Genomic DNA, 20,713 nt, shown 5'->3' with positions numbered 1-20,713 from the left:
TTTCAATCCGACATTCGTGGAAAGGGAGGTCCGCTATGTCTGATGCAAGCTATGACGCCGGTAGAGAGGCGACGGTTCACGCCGTCGATGAGGTGCTGCCGGCACCCAAGCTCATCACCCTTGGTTTCCAGCACGTGCTGGTCATGTATGCGGGCGCGATCGCGGTTCCGCTGATCGTCGGGCGGGCGCTGAACCTGCCCCCCGAGGAGGTCGCGTTCCTGATCTCGGCAGACCTGTTCGTCTGCGGAATCGTGTCGATCATCCAAAGCTTTGGCGCGACGCAGTATTTCGGCATCAAGCTTCCGGTGATGATGGGTGTGACCTTCGCGTCGGTCGGGCCTATGGTGGCCATCGCCACCTCGATGCCCGGTCACGAGGGCGCGCGGGCGCTGTTCGGATCGATCATCGCGGCAGGGATCATCGGCATCCTGATCGCCCCGGTCATCAGCAAGATGCTGCGGTTCTTTCCGCCGGTCGTGACAGGCACGCTGATCCTGACGATCGGGATCAGCCTGATGCCGATCGGCATCAACTGGATCTTCGGGCTTCAGGTCGGTCCCACCGCGCCAAATGTCGTCGATCCGGAAGCCGCCGCATGGCTGGAAAGCGCGCGTGCTGCAGGCGACGTGCCCGCCAGCGTGGCCTTGGCCGCGACGGTACCGAACCCGCTTTACGCGTCGGGCCGCAATATCCTGATCGCGTTGCTGGTGCTGGGCACGATTCTGGTCGTGTCGCGCTATGCCAAGGGCTTTCTTGCCAATATCGCCGTTCTGGTCGGTATCGCGGTCGGCGGCGTGGCGGCGGCAATGCTGGGCATGATGCATTTCGACAAGGTGGCCTCGGCGCAATGGTTCGCGCTGATCAAGCCGCTGCATTTCGGGATGCCGACCTTTGATCCGATCATGATCCTGACCATGCTTCTGGTCATGCTGGTCACGATGATCGAATCCACCGGGATGTTCCTGGCGCTTGGCGACATGTGCAAGAAACCCATCACCCAGAAATCGCTGGCCGCCGGTCTGCGGGCGGACGGCTTGGGGACGGCCATCGGTGGGTTGTTCAACACCTTTCCCTATACGTCCTTCAGCCAGAATGTCGGGCTGGTCGGGGTGACCGGCATCCGCTCGCGCTATGTCTGCGTGGCGGGGGGCGCGATCATGATCGTGCTGGGACTGATCCCGAAGATGGGGGCGCTGGTCGAAAGCCTGCCGACCACCGTTCTGGGCGGCGCCGGGCTGGTGATGTTCGGCATGGTTGCGGCGACCGGGGTGCGCATCCTCAGCCGCGTGGATTTCGCGGGCAACCGCCACAACCTGTTCATCGTGGCGATCTCGATCGGAATGGGCATGATCCCGATGATCGCGCCGCATTTCAACCAGTGGATGCCGCACGCGATCCATCCGCTGATCCATTCGGGCATCCTGCTGGCCGCGATCACTGCGGTGCTGCTGAACTGGTTCTACAATGGCGCACCAAGTGTCGATGAGGCCGAAATGCGCGAGGCGGGTCATGCAGCCGACATCTGATCGGCTGCTGATAAGGGGCGCCGAGGTCGTCGTTACCATGGACGACGACCGCCGCGAGATCGCGAATGGCGATGTCCTGATCCAGAACGGAAAGATCGTCGCGGCGGGCCAGGGCCTGCCGCGCGACAATGCGCAGGTGGTCGAGGCCGAGGGCTGCGTGGTGACGCCCGGACTGGTCAACACGCATCATCATCTGTTCCAGACCCTCACCCGCGCGGTCCCTGCGGCGCAGGATGCGGCATTGTTCGGCTGGCTGAAGACGCTGTACCCGATCTGGGCGCGGATGACGCCCGACGACATCCGCCTGTCCGCTGAAATCGGGCTGGCAGAACTGGCGATGTCAGGCTGCACCTGCTCGTCGGATCATCTCTACATGTACCCCAACGGGTCGCGGCTGGATGACAGCATCGAGGCGGCCGCGAATATCGGCATCCGCTTCACCGCCACGCGCGGCGCGATGTCGATCGGCGAAAGCAAGGGCGGCTTGCCCCCCGATCAACTGGTCGAGGACGAGACCGCGATCCTGAAGGACAGCGAACGTGTCGTCGATGCCTATCACGATGCAGCCGAGGGGGCGATGGTTCAGGTCGGGCTGGCCCCGTGCTCGCCGTTCTCGGTCAGCCGCGAACTGATGCGTGACGCCGCCGTTCTGGCGCGCGAGAAGGGCGTGCGGTTGCACACCCATCTGGCCGAGAATGACGAGGATATCCGCTATTCGCTGGAGAATTTCGGCATGCTGCCGGGCGATTACGCCGAAAGCCTGGGCTGGACCGGCGAGGATGTCTGGCATGCCCACTGTGTCAAGCTGTCGGGCGACGAGATCGGCCTGTTCGCGCGGACGGGCACCGGTGTCGCGCATTGCCCCTGTTCCAATTCGCGTCTGGCCAGCGGCATCGCCCCGGTCCGCGCGATGCGCGATGCGGGTGTGCCGGTCGGGTTGGGCGTGGATGGATCGGCCAGCAATGATTGCAGCCATCTGGGGCTGGAGGCTCGGCAGGCGATGCTGGTTGCGCGTCTGCGCGACGGGCCCGGCGCACTTGGTGCGCGCGAGGCGCTGGAGATCGCGACGCGCGGCGGGGCACGCGTCCTGGGGCGCCGCGATATCGGTGCCTTGATGCCCGGAATGCAGGCCGATCTGGTGCTGTGGGATGTCGGCGAACTTGCGGCCGCCGGCCAATGGGACCCCGTCGCCGCTCTGGTCTTCTGTGCCCCGGTTCGCCCGCGTGCGGTCTATGTGCGGGGCAGGGCGGTGGTCGATGATCATCGTCTTCTGACCGCCGATACCCGCGATCTTCAACGCCGCGCGAAAAGCGCGGTCGCACGGCTGGCAGGCTGAAATGCAGATGCGGCGCCCTATCGCGACCGCACCGACCGACGATCTTTGCTGCCCACGGATCATGGCACGACAGACCCTCGCCATTGGCGGGGGTCTTGCTGTTTCGCGACAACAGGCGGCAATTCCATCCGTTGCCAGACGGGATTTTCCACGAAATCTTAAGACTGCCTTGCTTACGGGCTATCTCGCCTGTGGCCACGGATCGGTTATCAATCTGGCAGCGATAATCAGGGGAGGCGCAGATGCCGGGTTACCTGACAACCCATGTTCTTGATACCGCCCGCGGCACACCTGCCGAGGGCATGGAGGTGGTCCTGTACCGCCGCGACGGCGACAACCGCACCGAACTGGCGCGGCTTACGACCAATGCCGATGGCCGCACCGACCGGCAGATCCTGCCGGAAGACCAGTTCCGGACCGGCACATACGAGTTGGAATTCCATGCCGGCGCGTGGATGGACAAGACCGGCGTGCCGGCCGAAACTCCGCGTTTCCTGGATATCATCCCGATCCGCTTCGGCATGTCGCAGCAGGACCATTATCACGTCCCGCTGCTGATTTCGCCGTTCGGGTTTTCGACCTATCGGGGGAGCTGAGCGATGATTCCCGATTATGTCGTCATCTGGGAATGGCTGGCCTTCGCGATCCGCTGGCTGCATGTCATCACCGCCATCGCGTGGATCGGCAGTTCCTTCTACTTCGTCGCGCTGGATCTTGGTCTGACCAAGGCCCCCAACATGCCCAAGGGCGCGCATGGCGAGGAATGGCAGGTCCATGGCGGCGGCTTCTATCACATCCAGAAATACCTGGTCGCGCCCGAACGGATGCCCGAGCATCTGACCTGGTTCAAATGGGAAAGCTATGCCACCTGGCTGTCGGGCGCGGCGCTGCTGATGGTCACCTACTGGGCCGGCGCGAACCTGTATCTGATCGACCCGGCCAAGATGGACCTGGCGACCTGGCAGGCGATCGCGATCTCGGGCGGATCGCTGGCGATCGGCTGGCTGATCTATGACACGCTGTGCAAGTCCAAGCTGGGCGAGACGCCGACCACGCTGATGCTGCTTTTGTTCGTCGCGCTGGTCGTGATGGGCTGGGGGTACGACCAGGTCTTCACCGGACGCGCCGCGCTGCTGCATCTGGGTGCGTTCACCGCGACGATCATGACCGCCAACGTGTTTCTGGTCATCATGCCGAACCAGCGGATCGTCGTTGCCGATCTGAAGGCCGGGCGGGCGCCCGATCCGAAATACGGCAAGATCGCCAAGCTGCGCTCGACGCATAACAACTACCTGACCCTGCCGGTCGTGTTCCTCATGCTGTCGAACCACTATCCGCTTGCCTTCGCCAGCCAGTACAATTGGCTGATCGCGGCGCTGATCTTCCTGATGGGCGTGACGATCCGGCACTTCTTCAACACCATGCATGCCCGCAAGGGCGACCTTTGGTGGACATGGGCGGTGACGGCGGTGCTGTTCATCATGGTGATGTGGCTCAGCTCGATCGGTCTCAACCAGGACAGCTACGAGGAATCCGAGGCGCGTGTCCTGTCGCCGATCGAGCAGCGCTTTGCCGACGCAGAGGGGTTTGATCAGGTCAGTGACATCGTCATGGGGCGCTGTTCGATGTGCCATGCGCGCGAACCGGTGTACGAAGGCATCTATCATGCGCCGAAGGGGGTCTTCCTCGAGACCCCCGCCGACATCGCGCGCGCCGCGCGCGAAATCTATGTGCAGGCCGGACTGACCGATGCAATGCCGCCCGCGAATGTCAGCTTCATGGAAGCCGACGAACGGCGGCAGGTGATCCGCTGGTTCCGCGAGGCCGGCGGGGCCGATCTGGCCGGCATGTAGATGCCGGTCGGAATTTTTTCGCTTAACGGATCACGCGCGAATCGGTAACAGGATCGCGATGTCGATGCGAATCCTGCGCCTTGTCCTGTTGCTGGGGGTGATCCTTGGCGTGGTGCTGCCGAAAACATCGGCGGCACTGGCCGATCTGGGATTGTCCGGCGGCGAGACAGTGGTGATCTGCACCGGCCACGGCCTGCAAGAGATTTCGCTGTCCTCCGAAGGAACACCCGCGAAGGCGCCGGCGCCGCATGAGGAAGCGCCCTGTCTTCTGGTGCACGCGCTGGACAGTGTGTCCCAGGCTGCGCTGCCGGTGTGGATCACACTAGCGCGCGAGTTTCACCACGTTGAAACCACCCATCTCTGGTCGGGCGATCATCACGCGCCGACCTGTTTCGCCCGCGCACCACCGCGCGGCTGATCCTTCTCACGATCAAGAACAGCGAAACCTGCACCTGCCGCATGAGGCGGCTTCGGGTGTGACCGGAGATGAATGATGACATATGAAACTTCTGCGCCGCAGTCTGCGGCGGCCACGACCGGGGGCGCGGCGTCCGCGGCCGATCCCGGCCGGGCGACAAGGCTGTATCGCGCCGCGTGGCGCTGGCATTTCTATGCCGGGGTCTTCGTGATCCCGTTTTTCCTTATCCTTGCGGTGACCGGCATGATGATGCTGTGGATTGCATGGATCGATGGTCGCGATGGCGAAAGGACCGCCGTGGTCCCGCAGGGCGCACCGGTTGCGGTGTCGGTTCAGGCCGATACTGCGGTTGCTGCGGTTCCGGGCGGGCAACTGGTTCAGTATGTCGCGCCGCGATCCCCCGACCTTGCCGCGATCTTCCGCGTCGATGATGCCGACGGTGCCGCGCAGATGGTCGTGGTCGATCCGTATCGCGCCGCCGTGCTTGAACAGTTTCCCCGCCGCAGCGGCTGGTATGACTGGGCCGATCAGATGCATGGCGGCCTGCGGCTGGGTGTCATGGGCGATCGGGTGGTCGAGACCGCCGCGTCGCTTGGGATCGTCCTGCTGGCGACCGGATTGTATCTGTGGTGGCCGCGCGACGGCGGGGCTGCACGCGCCTTCGTGCCACGCTTGCAGGCGAAGGGGCGCGCGTTCTGGAAATCCTTGCACGGGACGGTCGGCATCTGGATCTCGGTCTTCTTGCTGTTCTTCCTGATTTCGGGTCTGTCATGGTCGGGCGTCTGGGGTGAAAAGCTGGTGCAGGCATGGTCCAGCTTTCCTCCGGGAAAGTATGGCGATATTCCGCTGTCCGACGACGTTCATGCGACCATGAACCACGGTCCGAAAGAAGTGCCCTGGGCCCTGGAACAGACGCCGATGCCCGCGTCGGGATCCGAAGCGGGACAGTCCGGTGTCACTGGCACGGTCGATATCGACGGCGTCGATGCGCTGGCCCGCCGGATTGGATATGACGGACGATACCAGTTGAACCTTCCGCAAGGCGACACCGGCGTCTGGACCCTCAGCCGCGATTCGATGAGCACCGACAGCGTCGATCCGACCAGCGACCGCGTGGTGCATGTCGATCAGTTCAGCGGCAAGGTGCTGGCCGATATCCGCTTTTCCGACTATTCCTGGATGGGCAAGGCGATGGCGGTCGGAATTGCCCTGCATATGGGCACGCTGGGACTGTGGAGCGTGCTGGCGAACACCGCGTTCTGCCTGTCGGTGATCTTCCTGTGCATGTCGGGCGTGGTCATGTGGTGGAAGCGCCGCCCGGCGGGACAGCTGCGTCTGGCCGCCCCCCCGATGCCTGCCGACATGCCGTTGTGGCAGGGCGCCGTGGCGGTCGGTCTGGTGGTGTCGCTGGCCTTCCCGATGGCCGGGATCACGCTTGCAGCCGTTCTGCTGGTTGACTGGTTGATCCTGTCGCGGGTGCCGGCGCTGAAACGGGCATTTGCCTGATCGGTCATGCCGTGATCCCGGGATCGCGGCATGACCTGAACTAGAAGATCTTCTTCAACTCGCGGACCGCGAAATCTGCGAACATGCGCACCTTCGGATCCTGCAGCCTGCGATGCGGCGTCAGGCAACCGAACTGCGCGGGCAGGGGCGGCGCCTCGGGCAGGATCTTTATCAGTCTGCCCGAGGCCAGATCCTCGGACACTTCATACAAAGGGCGATTGGCGATGCCATGTCCGCCAAGTGCCCAGGACCGCAGCACATCGCCGTCATCGGTGTCATAGCGACCGTTGATCATCATCTTCTGCTGTCCCTGATCGGTCTGCAGTACCCAGAAATATTCGGGGCTGCGGGGATAGCGCAGCAGCAGGCAGTTGTGATCCGCCAGTTCCTCGGGTTTGCGCGGCGTTCCGTGTTCGGCAAGATATTCCGGCGAGGCGACCAGGACGCGCGGCGCATCCGCGATCTTGCGCCATTTCAACGCGGAATCGGCCGGCTCTCCCAGAAAAAAGGCGAGGTCGATGGCATCTTCGACGATGTTCACGTTGCGGTCGGATAATCGCAGCCTGAAATCCACGCCGGGATTCGCGTCGCAAAAAGGCGGGATCAGCGGTGCGATCAGTCGTCGGCCCAACCCCAGCGGCGCTGTCAGGCGGATCACGCCCTGCGGCTTGCCCGAAAAGCTGCTGACCATCGCCTCGGCCTCGTCCAGCGTGTCGATGACGCGCCGGGCATGGTCATAGAAGGCGCGCCCGATCTCGGTCGGTGTCAGCTTGCGGGTGGTCCGGTTCAGCAGCCGGACCCCGAAGCGATTTTCAAGATCCTTGATGCGGTTTGACGCCACGGCGGGGGACAGCCGCAGATCCCGCCCTCCGGCGGTGATCGACCCCAGTTCGACCACCCGGACGAAGACCCGCAGGCTTTCCAGATAAGACATTTTCTCCCCCGCTTTCAATGTTTCGTGTAAAGTCTTCCGTGTCGCGACCGATTTCGCAATCCTTTTTTACAACCTACTCTTCCAGACGGGTTCACAGCCAAGAGGGAATGCCATGACGCCCGAGTTGCGCTTTCTGCTGAATGACCGGGAAATCCGGCTGACCGAGGTCGGCGCCGCCGATACGTTGCTGGATTTCCTGCGCATCGACCGCCGCCTGACCGGCACCAAAGAAGGGTGTGCCGAGGGTGATTGCGGCGCCTGCACGGTCCTGTTGGGTCGGGTGACCGAGAAGGGTCTGGTCTACGAGCCGATCAATGCCTGCATCCGCTTTCTGGCCTCGTGCCACGGCTGCCATGTCGTCACGGTCGAACATCTGCGGGGCCCCGATGGCGGGCTGCATCCGATCCAGGCGGCGATGGTCGAACATCACGGCAGCCAGTGCGGCTTCTGCACGCCGGGTATCGTGATGTCGCTGTACGGGCTGTGGATGACCAACCCCGACGCCGGGGTGACCCAGATCGAAGAGGCGCTGCAGGGCAATCTGTGCCGCTGCACCGGCTACGAGCCGATCATCAAGGCGGCACTGGCCGCCGGCCGCGCGGGCGGGCAGGCGCAGGACGCGCTGGCTGCGGAACGCGACGCCGTCGCTGCCCGGCTGCGCGCGATGCAGGGCCAGCGGGTCGAATTGCGCAAGGGCGACGAACGCGCCATCATTCCCGCCGATGCGGACGAGCTGGCCGCCGTGCTGGCCGACAATCCCAAGGCGACGATCGTTGCCGGCGCAACCGATGTCGGGCTGTGGGTGACGAAATTCATGCGCGACATCTCTCCGGCGGTATTCATCGGCCATCTGATGAAAGGCGTCGAGGTCCGCGACGGCGAGATCCGCCTTGGCGCGGGCGTCACCTACAGCGAGGCCGCGCCGCTGATCGCCGAACATATCCCGGCCGCGCTGGATTATTGGCTGCGAATCGGTGGCTGGCAGGTGCGCAACATGGGCACGGTCGGCGCGAATATCGCCAATGGTTCGCCCATCGGCGACACGCCGCCGTTGCTGATCGCGCTTGGTGCGCGGATCGTGCTGCGCAAGGGCGACGTGCGGCGCGAGGTGGCATTGCAGGATTTCTTCATCGACTATGGCAAGCAGGACCGGGCACCGGGCGAGTTCGTCGAACAGCTGATCATTCCGATCCCGCAGAACGCCATTGTTGCCGCCTACAAGATCAGCAAGCGCCGCGACAGCGACATCACGGCGGTTGCCGCGGGCTTCTGCCTGAGTATCGAGAACGGCACCATCACCGAGGCGCGGGTGGCCTTTGGCGGAATGGCCGCGACGCCCAAACGCGCGGCCAGGGCCGAAGCCGCGTTGACCGGCCAGCCCTTTGCCGCCGAAAGCTTCGAGGCTGCGGCGCGTGCCGTCGCGGATGATTTCACGCCGCTTTCCGACTGGCGGGCCAGCGCCGAATATCGCAGCGCGGTGGCTGCGAACCTGTTCCGGCGTTTCTGGCTGGAACAATCCGATCCCGATCTGCCCGTGCGGCTGAAATACGCGGTGGGAGAATGACCATGAAAGACGAAACCATCATTCGCGGCGTCGCCCACAGCGACACCATCCATGACAGCGCCATCAAGCATGTCACCGGTCGGGCCGAATATACCGACGATCTGGCCGAACCTTCGGGGCTGATCCACGCCTATCTGGGCCTGTCGCAATGTGCCCATGGCCGCATCACCGGTATGGATTTCACTGACACGCTGGCACAACCCGGCGTTCTGGGCGTGCTGACCGCCGAGGATCTGCCGGGCGTCAACGATGTCTCGCCCACCGGCAAGCATGACGAGCCGGTCTTTGCCGATGGCGAGGTGCATTTCTGGGGCCAGCCGGTCTTTGCCGTGATCGCTGAGACCCGCGACCAGGCCCGCCGGGGCGCGCACAAGGCCAAGATCAGCTATGACGCGCTGCCCCACGCGCTGGACCCGATCGCCGCGCGCGAGGCCGGGCATGGCTATGTCACCGAACCGTTGACCCTGCGGCGCGGCGATGCGGCCTCGGCCATGGACAAGGCGCCCCATCGGATCAAGCGACGCTTCGAGATCGGCGGGCAGGATCACTTCTATCTGGAAGGCCAGATCGCCATGGCCGTGCCGGGCGAGGACGAGGATGTCCTGATCAACGTCTCGACCCAGCACCCGACCGAGGTGCAGCACATGGTCGCGCACGTCCTTGGCGTGCCCAGCCATTCGGTCGTCGTGAATGTCCGGCGGATGGGCGGCGGGTTTGGCGGCAAGGAAACGCAGATGAACCTGTTCGCCTGCGTGGCGGCGGCCGCGGCGAAACGCTGGAACCGCGCCGTCAAGATCCGCCCCGACCGCGACGACGACATGACCGCGACCGGCAAGCGCCATGATTTCGTGGTCGATTACGAGGTCGGCTTTGATGATGACGGCCGGATCCTCGCGGTCTCGGGCGACTGGTATGCGCGTTGCGGCTTTTCCTCGGACCTGTCGGGACCGGTGACCGACCGCGCGCTGTTCCATGCCGACAACGCCTATTTCTATCCCGATGTCGAATTGCGCAGCCATCCGATGCGGACCAACACCGTCTCAAACACCGCGTTCCGGGGCTTTGGCGGTCCGCAGGGGGTGATCGTTGCCGAACGGATCGTCGAGGAGATCGGCTATGCGCTTGGCCGCGATCCGCTGGAGATCCGCAAGCTGAACCTCTACCAGAACGGCCAGCTGACCCCCTATCATCAGGAGGTCGAGGATCAGATCCTGCCGCGCATCTTCGAGGATCTGGAAGCCAGCAGCGACTACCACGCCCGCCGTCAGGCGGTGCTGGACTGGAACGCGAAGGGCGGCACGATCCGCAAAGGCATCGCACTGACCCCGGTGAAGTTCGGCATCAGCTTTACCGCCACCTGGTACAATCAGGCCGGCTCTCTGATCCATATCTATTCCGACGGCTCGATCGCGCTGAACCATGGCGGAACCGAGATGGGGCAGGGGCTGAACACCAAGGTCGCGCAGGTCGTGGCCGAGGCGTTCCAGTGCGACATCAGCCGCATCAAGATCACCCGCACCACCACCGAGAAGGTGCCAAACACCTCGGCCACGGCGGCATCGTCGGGGACCGACCTAAACGGCATGGCGGCGCTGGACGCGGCCGACCAGATCAAGGCGCGGCTGATCGACTTCGTCGCCGAACGCTGGCAGGCGCCGCGCGACGAGGTCAAATTCGTGCCCGGCCATATCCGCGCTGGCGATCACGAGATTCCCTTCGACGAAGTCATCAAGGCGGCCTATATGGCGCGGATCCATCTGTCGGCGGCGGGCTTTTACAAGACGCCCAAGATCCATTGGGACCGCGCGACGGGTCGGGGCCGGCCGTTCTATTACTATGCCTATGGCGCGGCGGTCGCCGAGGTTTCGGTCGACACGCTGACCGGCGAATATGTCATCGACCGGGCCGATGTGCTGCATGATGTCGGACGCAGCCTGAACCCGGCGATCGACCGGGGACAGGTCGAGGGCGCCTTCGTGCAGGGCACCGGCTGGCTGACCTGCGAGGAATTGTGGTGGGACGACAAGGGCCGGCTGCGCACCCATGCGCCCTCGACCTACAAGATCCCGCTGGCCTCGGACAAGCCGCGCATCTTCAACGTCAATCTTGCCGACTGGTCCGAAAACGCCGAGCGCACGATCAAGCGCAGCAAGGCGGTGGGCGAGCCGCCCTTCATGTTGGGGATCTCGGTGTTCGAGGCGATCAACATGGCGGTCGCTTCGGTCGCGGATTACCGCGAACCCGCGCGTCTGGATGCGCCCGCCACGCCTGAGCGGGTCCTGATGGCCGTGAACCGGCTGAAGGGATGATCCGGGTCCGGGTCATATCGGCGCGCGGGTCGACCCCGCGCGACGCCGGCGCCGAAATGTTCGTTGCGGCAGACCGGGTGACCGGCACCATCGGTGGCGGCCAGCTGGAATACATGGCCATCGACCGCGCCCGGCAGATGCTGGCGCGCGGCGAGGCCGAGGCAAGCATGGACATCCCGCTTGGCCCCGAGATCGGCCAGTGCTGCGGCGGCCGGGTGCAGTTGCTGCTGGACCGCCAGGGGCCGACACCCGAAGCGCACCCCAAGGTGCTGGTCTTCGGCGCAGGTCATGTCGGACGCGCGCTGGCGCTGGCGTTGCAACCATTGCCCGTGCATGCCCGGCTGATCGATACCCGCCCCGAGGAACTGGCCCAGGCGGCGCCGGGGTTGGACACGCTGCTTACCGCCTTGCCCGAGGCCCAGATCCGCGAGGTCGCCCCCGGCAGCGCGGTGGTGATCGTGACCCATGATCACGCGCTGGATTTCTTGCTGACCGCCGAAGCCCTTGCCCGAAACGATCTGGCCTATGTGGGCATGATCGGCAGTGCCACCAAGCGCGCGCAATTTGCCCGTTTCGCGCGTGAACGTGGCCTTGACCCCGCGCCATTGACCTCCCCGATCGGCGCGGGGTTTTCACCCGACAAACGCCCGGCGGTGATCGCCGCCTATACCGCCGCCGAGCTGATGGCCCGGCTGACCGCAACGATTTCGTCAAAGAAGCAGACATGCAACAACTGATCCGGGGCCGCGTCCTCGACTTTCACGCCGATCCTGCCGAAACGCAGGACAATCATCGCTTCCTTGAGGACGGGGCAATCCTGATCGAGGATGGCAAGATCCTTGCGGTGGATGACTACACCACGCTGGCGCGGCCTGATCTGGCCGAGATCGACCACCGGCCGAACCTTATCCTGCCGGGGTTCATCGACCCGCATATCCATTTTCCGCAGGTGCAGGTCATCGCCAGCTGGGGTGCGCAGCTTTTGGACTGGCTGAACACCTATACCTTTCCCGAAGAGGCACGATTTGCCGATCCCGCACATGCGAGCCGGATGGCGGGCCTGTTTCTTGACCAGTTGACGGCGCATGGCACGACCACGGCCGTCGCCTTCTGCTCGGTCCACGCGACTTCGGTCGAGGCCCTGTTTGCGGCTGCCGAGGCACGCGACATGGCGATGGTGGCGGGCAAGGTGATGATGGATCGCAACGCCATTCCCGAGGTTCAGGATACACCGCAGCAGGGCTATGACGACAGCAAGCGCCTTTTGCAGACATGGCATGGGCGCGGCCGCCAGCGTTATGCAATCACCCCGCGCTTCGCGATCACCTCGACCCCCGAACAGATGGAGGCGACCGGCGCGCTGGTTCGCGAGCATCCCGATTGCCATGTCCAGACCCATATGTCGGAAAATCTGGACGAGATCGATTTCACCCTGAGCCTTTATCCCAAGGCACGGGACTACCTGGATATCTACGAATCATACGGTCTGCTTTCGGACAGGTTGCTGTTGGGGCACTGCATCCATCTGCGCGAACGCGAAATCGCCCGCATGTCGGAATCCGGCAGCCGGGCCGTGTTCTGCCCGACCTCGAACCTGTTTCTGGGATCGGGCCTGTTCGACGAGGCCGGGTTGCGTGCGGCGGGCATCATCAGCGGCATCGCCACCGATGTCGGTGGCGGGTCCAGCTATTCGATGCTGCAGACCCTGAACGAAGGCTACAAGATCCTGCAGCTGCGCAACCAGAAACTGCATCCCCTGACGGCGTTGCACTGGGCCACGCGAGGAAATGCGCTGACACTGGGCATGGCGGATCGGATCGGCACGCTTGCGCCAGGCAGCGACGCCGATCTGGTGGTTCTGGACGCGCGCGCCACACCGGCGATGGCCCTGCGTTCCGAACGTGCTGAAACCCTTGCCGAGGAATTGTTCATTCTTCAGATCATGGGCGACGATCGCGCCGTCGCGCAGACCTATGTGGCCGGCAAGCCCATGAAAAAACCCGACTAGATCAAATCGCGCGCGCCTCTCTCTTGGCGGGTCCCGTTGCATCGGCTATCCCTGAAACGGGACAAGGCATGCGGGGCGCGTCGTGCATTGGCACGACGGATCGCACAGCCTGCAGGCGAATCGTCCTTGGGAATGTCGTCGGAATCGGCGGCGTGTGGCAAAAGGGGGCGCGCGGGGCGTGTTCGAGGGGTCTTTGAATGAGTAAGATTACACCGGTTCTGATGGCGGGCGGGTCTGGCACCCGTCTGTGGCCCGTTTCGCGCAAAAGCTTTCCCAAGCAGTTCGCCCCGCTGATCGGCGAGGAAACATTGTTCCAGGCCTCGGCCAAGCGGTTGTCGGGTGCGGGCTATACCGATCCGATCGTCATGACCAATGCCGATTTCCGCTTCATCGTCGCCGAGCAGTTGGACCAGATCGGCATTGCGCCGGGCGCGATCGCGATCGAGCCTTCCGGTCGCAACACCGCGCCCGCGGTTCTGGCCGCCGCGTTGATGGTCGCCGCCGAGGATCCGGACAGGCTGCTTCTGGTCGCGCCTTCCGATCACGTCATTCCCGATGCCGAGGCGTTTGCCGCCGCGGTCGAGGCCGGGGCGACGCCGGCCCTTGAAGGGCGGATCGTGACCTTTGGAATCGCGCCCGACAGGCCCGAGACGGGTTACGGCTATCTGGAACTGGCCGGTCAGGGCGAAGGGCCGCAACCTCTTGCCCGTTTCGTCGAAAAACCCGATGCCGCACGCGCGGCCGAAATGCTGGATCAGGGTAATTTCCTGTGGAACGCGGGGATCTTCCTGTTCAGCGCCAAGGCGATGATCGACGCGTTTCGGGCTCATGCGCCGGAATACCTGGATCTGGTGCAAGCGGCGCTTGACCAGGCAAGAACCGATATCGGGTTCCTGCGGTTGGCGCGCGATCCCTGGGACAAGCTGCCGGACAATTCTATCGACTACGCGGTGATGGAAAAGGCCGACAACCTGACCGTCGTGCGGTTTTCCGGGCGCTGGTCGGACTTGGGCGGCTGGGATGCGGTCTGGCGCGAGGAGTTGGGTCGCCATCCGTCCGACGAGGGCGTGGTTGCGGATCAGAACTCGACCGCCATCGATTGCAACGATGTCTTGCTTCGTTCGGACAGCGATGATCTGCAGGTCGTCGGCATCGGGTTGCGGGATGTGATGGTGGTGGCGACCGGCGATGCGGTGCTGGTTGCGGACAGGTCGCGTGCGCAGGATGTGCGTCAGGCGGTGACCGCACTAAAGAAGAAGAACCGCAAACAGGCCGTGGCGTTTCCGCGCGATCACCGCCCCTGGGGCTGGTTCGAGACGCTGGCCCTGGCCGACCGATTCCAGGTCAAGCGGATCGTTGTAAAACCCGGCGCGGCGCTGTCGCTGCAAAGCCATGTGCACAGGTCGGAACACTGGATCGTGGTCAGCGGCACCGCACGGGTCACGGTGGACGAAACCGTGACACTGGTGACGGAAAACCAGTCGATCTACGTGCCCCTTGGGGCCGTTCATCGGATGGAAAACCCCGGCAAGGTTCCGATGGTCCTGATCGAGGTGCAGACCGGCAGCTATCTGGGCGAGGACGACATCATCCGCTATGAGGATGTCTATGCCCGCGACAGCAAGGACTAGTCCCTGAAAGGATGACGGGCCAGGCGGTGCGCGGCGATCAGGCCGCGCTGACCGTCCTGGTATAGTTCAGCACCGGTGCCAGCCAGCGCTCGGTCTCTTCCAGCGTCATTCCCTTGCGCGCGGCGTAATCGCGGGCCTGATCCTCTTCGATCTTGGCCACACCAAAGTAATACGCCTCGGGGTGACCGATATAGAGACCCGAGACCGAACTGCCCGGCCACATCGCCATGCTTTCCGTCAGGGTGACTCCGGTCGCGGCCTCGGCGTCCAGCAGATGGAACAGGGTGGTCTTTTCCGTGTGATCCGGCTGCGCAGGATAGCCGGGTGCGGGGCGGATTCCGTCATAGGGCTCGGCGATTAGCTCCGATGGGCTGAACCGTTCTTGCGGGGCATATCCCCAGTATTCGCGGCGCACACGTTCATGCAGCATCTCGGCCATCGCTTCGGCAAAGCGGTCTGCCAGCGCCTTGACCATGATCGCACCGTAATCGTCGTTTGCGCGTTCGTAGCGTGCCGAGATTTCGTTTTCCTCGGGGCCTGCGGTCACGACGAACGCCCCGACATAGTCGCGGCTGCCTATGGGCGCCACGAAATCGGACAGCGCGACATTCGGCCGGCCACCGCGCTTGGTCACCTGCTGGCGCAAAGTGTGCAGCGTGGCCAGCGGTTCGTTGCGGTCGTCGCCGGTGAAAAGCCGGATGTCGTCGCCCACCGTATTGGCGGGCCAGAAACCGACAACCGCGCGCGGACGGAACCACTTGCCCTCGATGATGCGGGCCAGCATGTCCTGGGCGTCGCTGAAAAGGTTGCGCGCAGCCTCGCCCTGTTTCTCGTCGTCCAGGATACGCGGATAGACGCCTTTCAGCTCCCATGTCTGAAAGAACGGTGTCCAGTCGATATAGTCCGCGATCGTGGCCAGATCCCAGTCGTCGATGACGCGACTTCCCAGGAATCGTGGCGTCTGCGCCTGCCAGCCGGTCCAGTCCACCTTGTAGGCATTGTCGCGCGCCGCCTGCAGGGACAGTCGGCTTTTCGCGGCCTCGGCGCGTTCATGGCGATCCGCGACATCGGCGTAATCGGCACGGATTCCGTCAACATAGGCCTGTTGCTGCGCCGGGCTGAGCAGCGAGGACACGACCCCGACGGCACGGCTGGCATCGGTGACATAGACGGCGGCGCCCTTGTGATATCGCGGCGCGATCTTGACTGCGGTATGGATCTTCGAGGTCGTCGCACCGCCGATCAGCAAAGGCAAGACAAAGCCTTCGCGTTCCATTTCCGCGGCGACGTGAACCATCTCGTCCAGCGATGGCGTGATCAGTCCGGACAGACCGATCACATCGACATTTTCCGCCCGCGCGGTTTCCAGGATCTTCTGCGGTGGCACCATCACGCCAAGGTCGATCACCTCGTAATTGTTGCAGGCCAGAACGACGCCGACGATGTTCTTGCCGATGTCATGGACATCGCCTTTGACCGTGGCCATCAGTACCTTTCCGGCACTTTCACGTTCCGTCCCGCCATTCAGGCGTTTTTCCTCTTCCATGTAAGGCAGCAACACCGCGACGGCCTGTTTCATCACGCGCGCGGACTTGACCACCTGCGGCAGGAACATCTTGCCGGCGCCGAACAGGTCACCGACGACGTTCATCCCAGCCATCAGCGGTCCCTCGATGACGTGCAGCGGGCGGTCGGCCTGCTGACGGGCCTCTTCGGTGTCGGCCTCGATATACTCGGTGATGCCGTTGACCAGCGCGTGTTCAAGCCGCTTTTCGACCGGCAGTTCGCGCCAGGACAGGTCCTTTTCTCGCTTTTGTCCACTGCCATCGCCCCGGAACCTTTCGGCGATCTCCAGCAGCCGTTCGGTCGCATCGTCGCGGCGGTTCAGAACCACGTCTTCACAGGCGTCGCGCAGTTCCTGATCGATCTGGTCATAGACCGCCAGCTGCCCGGCATTGACGATGCCCATGTCCATGCCCGCCTGGATGGCGTGATACAGGAACACCGCATGCATCGCCTCGCGCACGGGTTCGTTGCCGCGAAAACTGAAGGACAGGTTCGACACCCCGCCCGAGACATGGGCGTGGGGCAGGTTCTGGCGGATCCAGCGCGTCGCCTCGATGAAATCGACGCCGTAGTTGTTGTGTTCCTCAATCCCGGTGGCGACGGCGAAGATATTCGGGTCGAAGATGATGTCCTCGGGGGGGAAGCCCACCTCTTCGGTCAGGATCTTGTAGGCGCGGGCGCAGATCTGGATCTTGCGTTCCGCCGTGTCGGCCTGACCCTGTTCGTCGAAGGCCATGACCACGACTGCGGCGCCATAGGCCAGACAAAGCCCGGCCTGTTCGCGGAACTGGTCCTCGCCTTCTTTCATGCTGATCGAATTCACGACCGGCTTGCCTTGCACGCATTGCAGACCAGCCTCGATCACCTCCCATTTTGAGCTGTCGAGCATGATCGGGACCCGCGCGATGTCTGGTTCGGCAGCGACCAGGTTCAGGAATTCGACCATGGCGGCGCGGCTGTCGATCAAGCCCTCATCCATGTTGATGTCGATGATCTGGGCACCGTTCTCGACCTGATCGCGCGCCACTTCCAGCGCGGCGGCGTAGTCGCGGTTCTTGACCAGCTTGCGAAACCGGGCGCTGCCGGTGACGTTCGTGCGTTCACCCACATTCACGAAAGGAATGTCGGAGGTCAGCACAAAGGGTTCCAGGCCGGACAGGCGAAGCTGACGTTCAGGCATATTCGGGCACCTTTCGCGGGCTGAATTCGGCCACCGCCTCGGCGATGGCGCGGATATGGTCGGGCGTCGTGCCGCAACAGCCGCCGACCACGTTCACCAGACCCTCGCGGGCGAATTCGGCGACCTGAACGGCGGTGTCCTGCGGACCCTCGTCATATTCGCCAAACGCATTGGGCAGGCCGGCATTCGGATAGGCGCAGATCAGCGTGTCAGCCACACCCGAGAGTTCCGCCAAATGTGGGCGCATCGCCGCGGCGCCAAGTGCGCAGTTCAGACCGACCGTCCAGGGCCGCGCGTGGCGGACAGAATGCCAGAATGCGGTCGGCGTCTGACCGGACAGGGTACGGCCCGATGCATCAGTGATCGTGCCCGAGATCATCAGGGGCAGCGCCTGACCATGCGCCTGCATCGCCTGCAGGCAGGCAAAGATCGCAGCCTTTGCATTCAGCGTGTCGAAGATTGTCTCGATCAGCAGGATATCCGCGCCGCCTTCGATCAGCCCGGTCGCCTGCTGCAGATAGGCGACGCGCAATTCCTCGAACGTGACGGCACGGTAGCCGGGATTGTTCACATCCGGACTGATCGACGCGGTCCGGTTCGTTGGGCCAAGCGCGCCCGCGACGAAACGCGGCCGGCCATCCTCTGCCGTGGCACGGTCCAGGGCGCGCCGGACCACCCGCGCGCCTTCGGCGTTCAGGTCGTGGACTGCCTGTTCAAGCCCGTAGTCGGCCTGCGCGATCGTCGTCGAGGAGAACGTGTTGGTCTCGACGATATCCGCCCCGGCGATGGCATAGTTGTAGTGGATCTGCTCGACGGCCTCGGGCTGGGTCAGGATCAGAAGATCGTTGTTGCCCTTTTGCGGGTGCTCGGAATGATGCCGACAGGCATGGCCGGATCCGCGCCCGGTATAGTCGTCCTCGTCCAGCCCAAGATTCTGGATCTGCGTGCCCATCGCGCCGTCTAGGATCAGGATGCGTTCGGCGGCAAGCCTATTCAGGTCCCGAAAGGCAGCGGATTGTTTCAGTTTGCCGGTCATGGTCACACTCTTGCTGGGAAAGCCGGAACATAGAGATCGGCGGCGCTGTGCGCAAATTCATAATTTTCCAGAAGATGATGAGCCATTTCGATAATCGCCGCTCTGCGCCAGGTCAGCGCAACGGGATGCCGCGATCGTCCTTCAGCGTCTTCAGTACGATTTCGGACCGGACCTGTGCGACCTGCGGATGTGGCAGCAGATGGCGGTGGATGAAGTCGGCGAAGGCATCCAGATCGCGCGCCCGGATATCAAGAACGTAATCGGCATCGCCCGACACCGAGAATGCGGACCGGATCTGTGGATGGCTGGCCACGAAGCGGGCAAAGTCGTCTTCCTTGCTTTGTCCGTGGCTGGACAGGTTCACACGAATGATCGCCCGCAGACCGAACCCAAGGCTGGTCGCGTTCAGGCGCGCGGAATAGCCGTCGATGATCCCGGCCTTTTCCAGCGCCGCGCGCCTGCGCGAACATTGCGACGCCGACAGGTTGACCACCTCGGCCAGCGCCGCGTTGGTCAGCGATCCGTCACGCTGCAATGCGGCCAACAACGCAATGTCAAAGCCATCCAGATCCATTTCGCGCGCCCGTGCCATGTTAGATGCATGTTTCATGCAATCATGCGGCGGAAATACTGCGCTTCGCAAGCTTCGTGCATCGATCCCTCACGATATTGAAACCATAGCGACAGGAACGCACCGAACAGGAGGAGCACATGGGCCCATTCCCGCATAATGCCCCGAAAGCCACGATTTCCAAGGTGAACCCGGCCGGCACCGACGGCTTCGAATTCGTCGAGTATGCCCATCCGCAACCCGAAAAGCTGGACAGGATCTTTCGTCAGATGGGCTTCGTGCCCGTCGCGAAGCACAAGTCCAAGGACATCACGCTGTATCGTCAGGGTGACATCAATTATCTGCTGAACGCCGATCCGAGCAGCCACGCTGCAGGCTTCGTCAAGGAACACGGTCCCTGTGCACCGGCGATGGCATGGCGGGTCGTGGATGCCCAAGCCGCGTTGCAGCGCGCATTGGACCTTGGCGCCAGGGAATATACCGGCGACGGCAAGTCGATCGAGGCACCGGCGGTCTATGGCATCGGCGGCTCGTTGCTGTATTTCGTCGACCGCTACGGTGATGAGGGCAGCGCCTACGAGACCGACTTCGACTGGCTGGACGAGGTCGATCCACGGCCCAAGGGCTTCGGCTTCTACTATCTGGATCACCTGACCCACAACGTGATCCGCGGAAACATGGACACCTGGTACAAATTCTACCACGACACCTTCAATTTCCGCGAGATCAAGTATTTCGACATCAAGGGCAAGCAGACCGGTCTTGTCAGCCGCGCACTGACCTCGCCCGATGGCAAGATCCGGATTCCGATCAACGAATCCACCGACGATCACAGCCAGATCGAGGAGTATATCAAGGAATACAAGGGCGAGGGCATTCAGCACATCGCGATTGCCTCGGACGACATCTATGCCGGCACGGACCAGATCAGCCAGGCCGGGATGGACTTCATGCCCGGCCCGCCTGACATCTACTACGAGATGTCGAAGAAACGCGTCACCGGGCACGAGGAACCGATCGAACGGATGAAGAAACACGGCATCCTGATCGACGGCGAAGGTGTGGTCGGCGGCGGAGAGACCCGCATCCTGCTGCAGATCTTCTCGAAGACCGTGATCGGGCCGATCTTCTTCGAGTTCATTCAGCGCAAGGGTGATGACGGATTTGGCGAGGGCAATTTCCGCGCGCTGTTCGAATCGATCGAGGAAGACCAGATCCGGCGCGGTGTCCTTGACGCCGCACCGGCCAAGTAGGGAGGACGGCCCCGCCGGAGGA

16 protein-coding genes are annotated in these 20,713 nt (G+C 63.4%); 12 read left to right on the top strand and 4 right to left on the bottom strand.

The features are described from left to right. The first annotated feature begins 35 nt into the window (after positions 1 to 35). The 6 genes from J7359_RS04725 to J7359_RS04700 all read left to right on the top strand — a co-directional run bounded on the left by J7359_RS04725 (position 36) and on the right by J7359_RS04700 (position 6,639). Entirely contained in the window at positions 36 to 1,526 is a 1,491-nt protein-coding gene (locus tag J7359_RS04725; protein ID WP_209055400.1) for a nucleobase:cation symporter-2 family protein, read from the top strand. Then, entirely contained in the window at positions 1,510 to 2,862 is a 1,353-nt protein-coding gene (locus J7359_RS04720) for an 8-oxoguanine deaminase (protein ID WP_209055399.1), read from the top strand. Before J7359_RS04725 ends, J7359_RS04720 begins: the two co-directional genes overlap by 17 nt. 242 nt (positions 2,863 to 3,104) lie before the next feature. After that, positions 3,105 to 3,458, top strand: coding sequence for a hydroxyisourate hydrolase (gene uraH, locus J7359_RS04715; protein WP_209055398.1), 354 nt, complete (start codon positions 3,105 to 3,107; stop codon positions 3,456 to 3,458). Positions 3,459 to 3,464: 6 nt separating this feature from the next. Next, a complete protein-coding gene (locus J7359_RS04710; RefSeq protein WP_209055636.1) occupies positions 3,465 to 4,715 on the top strand; it encodes a urate hydroxylase PuuD in 1,251 nt (416 codons plus the stop codon). A gap of 58 nt (positions 4,716 to 4,773) precedes the next feature. Continuing rightward, positions 4,774 to 5,133: a hypothetical protein gene (locus J7359_RS04705; RefSeq protein WP_209055397.1), complete on the top strand. Its 360-nt coding sequence runs from the start codon at positions 4,774 to 4,776 to the stop codon at positions 5,131 to 5,133. 75 nt (positions 5,134 to 5,208) lie between these two features. Beyond that, positions 5,209 to 6,639 carry a PepSY domain-containing protein gene (locus tag J7359_RS04700; RefSeq protein WP_209055396.1) on the top strand — a complete coding sequence of 477 codons (1,431 nt, stop codon included), beginning with the start codon at positions 5,209 to 5,211 and terminating at the stop codon, positions 6,637 to 6,639. A gap of 40 nt (positions 6,640 to 6,679) precedes the next feature. On the opposite strand, the gene J7359_RS04695 is transcribed toward J7359_RS04700, so the two are convergent. Then, entirely contained in the window at positions 6,680 to 7,573 is an 894-nt protein-coding gene (locus J7359_RS04695; protein WP_209055395.1) for a LysR family transcriptional regulator, read from the bottom strand. Positions 7,574 to 7,685: 112 nt separating this feature from the next. Here J7359_RS04695 and xdhA point away from each other — a divergent pair, with 112 nt between their 5' ends. From xdhA to J7359_RS04670, 5 genes are all read left to right on the top strand, one after another. After that, positions 7,686 to 9,137, top strand: coding sequence for a xanthine dehydrogenase small subunit (gene xdhA, locus J7359_RS04690; RefSeq protein ID WP_209055394.1), 1,452 nt, complete (start codon positions 7,686 to 7,688; stop codon positions 9,135 to 9,137). Positions 9,138 to 9,139: 2 nt separating this feature from the next. Next, entirely contained in the window at positions 9,140 to 11,446 is a 2,307-nt protein-coding gene (gene xdhB, locus J7359_RS04685; protein ID WP_209055393.1) for a xanthine dehydrogenase molybdopterin binding subunit, read from the top strand. Next, positions 11,443 to 12,183, top strand: a complete 741-nt coding sequence (xdhC, locus tag J7359_RS04680) for a xanthine dehydrogenase accessory protein XdhC (RefSeq protein ID WP_209055392.1) — start codon at positions 11,443 to 11,445, stop codon at positions 12,181 to 12,183. The genes xdhB and xdhC overlap by 4 nt, the downstream gene beginning before the upstream one ends. Continuing rightward, positions 12,171 to 13,454, top strand: coding sequence for a guanine deaminase (gene guaD, locus J7359_RS04675; RefSeq protein WP_209055391.1), 1,284 nt, complete (start codon positions 12,171 to 12,173; stop codon positions 13,452 to 13,454). Before xdhC ends, guaD begins: the two co-directional genes overlap by 13 nt. A gap of 197 nt (positions 13,455 to 13,651) precedes the next feature. After that, complete coding sequence (locus J7359_RS04670; RefSeq protein ID WP_209055390.1) at positions 13,652 to 15,085, top strand: mannose-1-phosphate guanylyltransferase/mannose-6-phosphate isomerase; 1,434 nt, start codon at positions 13,652 to 13,654, stop codon at positions 15,083 to 15,085. 37 nt (positions 15,086 to 15,122) lie between these two features. Here J7359_RS04670 and metH read toward each other — a convergent pair whose 3' ends face one another. The 3 genes from metH to J7359_RS04655 form a co-directional block, all read right to left on the bottom strand. Continuing rightward, the gene (gene metH, locus J7359_RS04665; protein ID WP_209055389.1) at positions 15,123 to 17,831 is read right to left on the bottom strand and encodes a methionine synthase; all 2,709 of its coding nucleotides are present in this window, start codon (positions 17,829 to 17,831) and stop codon (positions 15,123 to 15,125) included. Then, entirely contained in the window at positions 17,824 to 18,867 is a 1,044-nt protein-coding gene (locus J7359_RS04660) for a homocysteine S-methyltransferase family protein (protein WP_209055388.1), read from the bottom strand. Before J7359_RS04660 ends, metH begins: the two co-directional genes overlap by 8 nt. Positions 18,868 to 18,979: 112 nt before the next feature. Continuing rightward, complete coding sequence (locus J7359_RS04655; protein WP_247740196.1) at positions 18,980 to 19,477, bottom strand: Lrp/AsnC family transcriptional regulator; 498 nt, start codon at positions 19,475 to 19,477, stop codon at positions 18,980 to 18,982. 101 nt (positions 19,478 to 19,578) lie between these two features. Between J7359_RS04655 and hppD the strand changes: the two genes are divergently transcribed. Continuing rightward, the gene (hppD, locus tag J7359_RS04650) at positions 19,579 to 20,691 is read left to right on the top strand and encodes a 4-hydroxyphenylpyruvate dioxygenase (RefSeq protein WP_209055387.1); all 1,113 of its coding nucleotides are present in this window, start codon (positions 19,579 to 19,581) and stop codon (positions 20,689 to 20,691) included. Positions 20,692 to 20,713: the final 22 nt, after the last annotated feature.

The sequence above is a fragment of the Paracoccus sp. R12_2 genome, assembly GCF_017744015.1.
Taxonomy (GTDB): Bacteria; Pseudomonadota; Alphaproteobacteria; order Rhodobacterales; family Rhodobacteraceae; genus Paracoccus.
The sequence above is the reverse complement of the archived record's forward strand: the minus strand, read 5'-3'. Positions and strand labels throughout refer to the sequence as shown.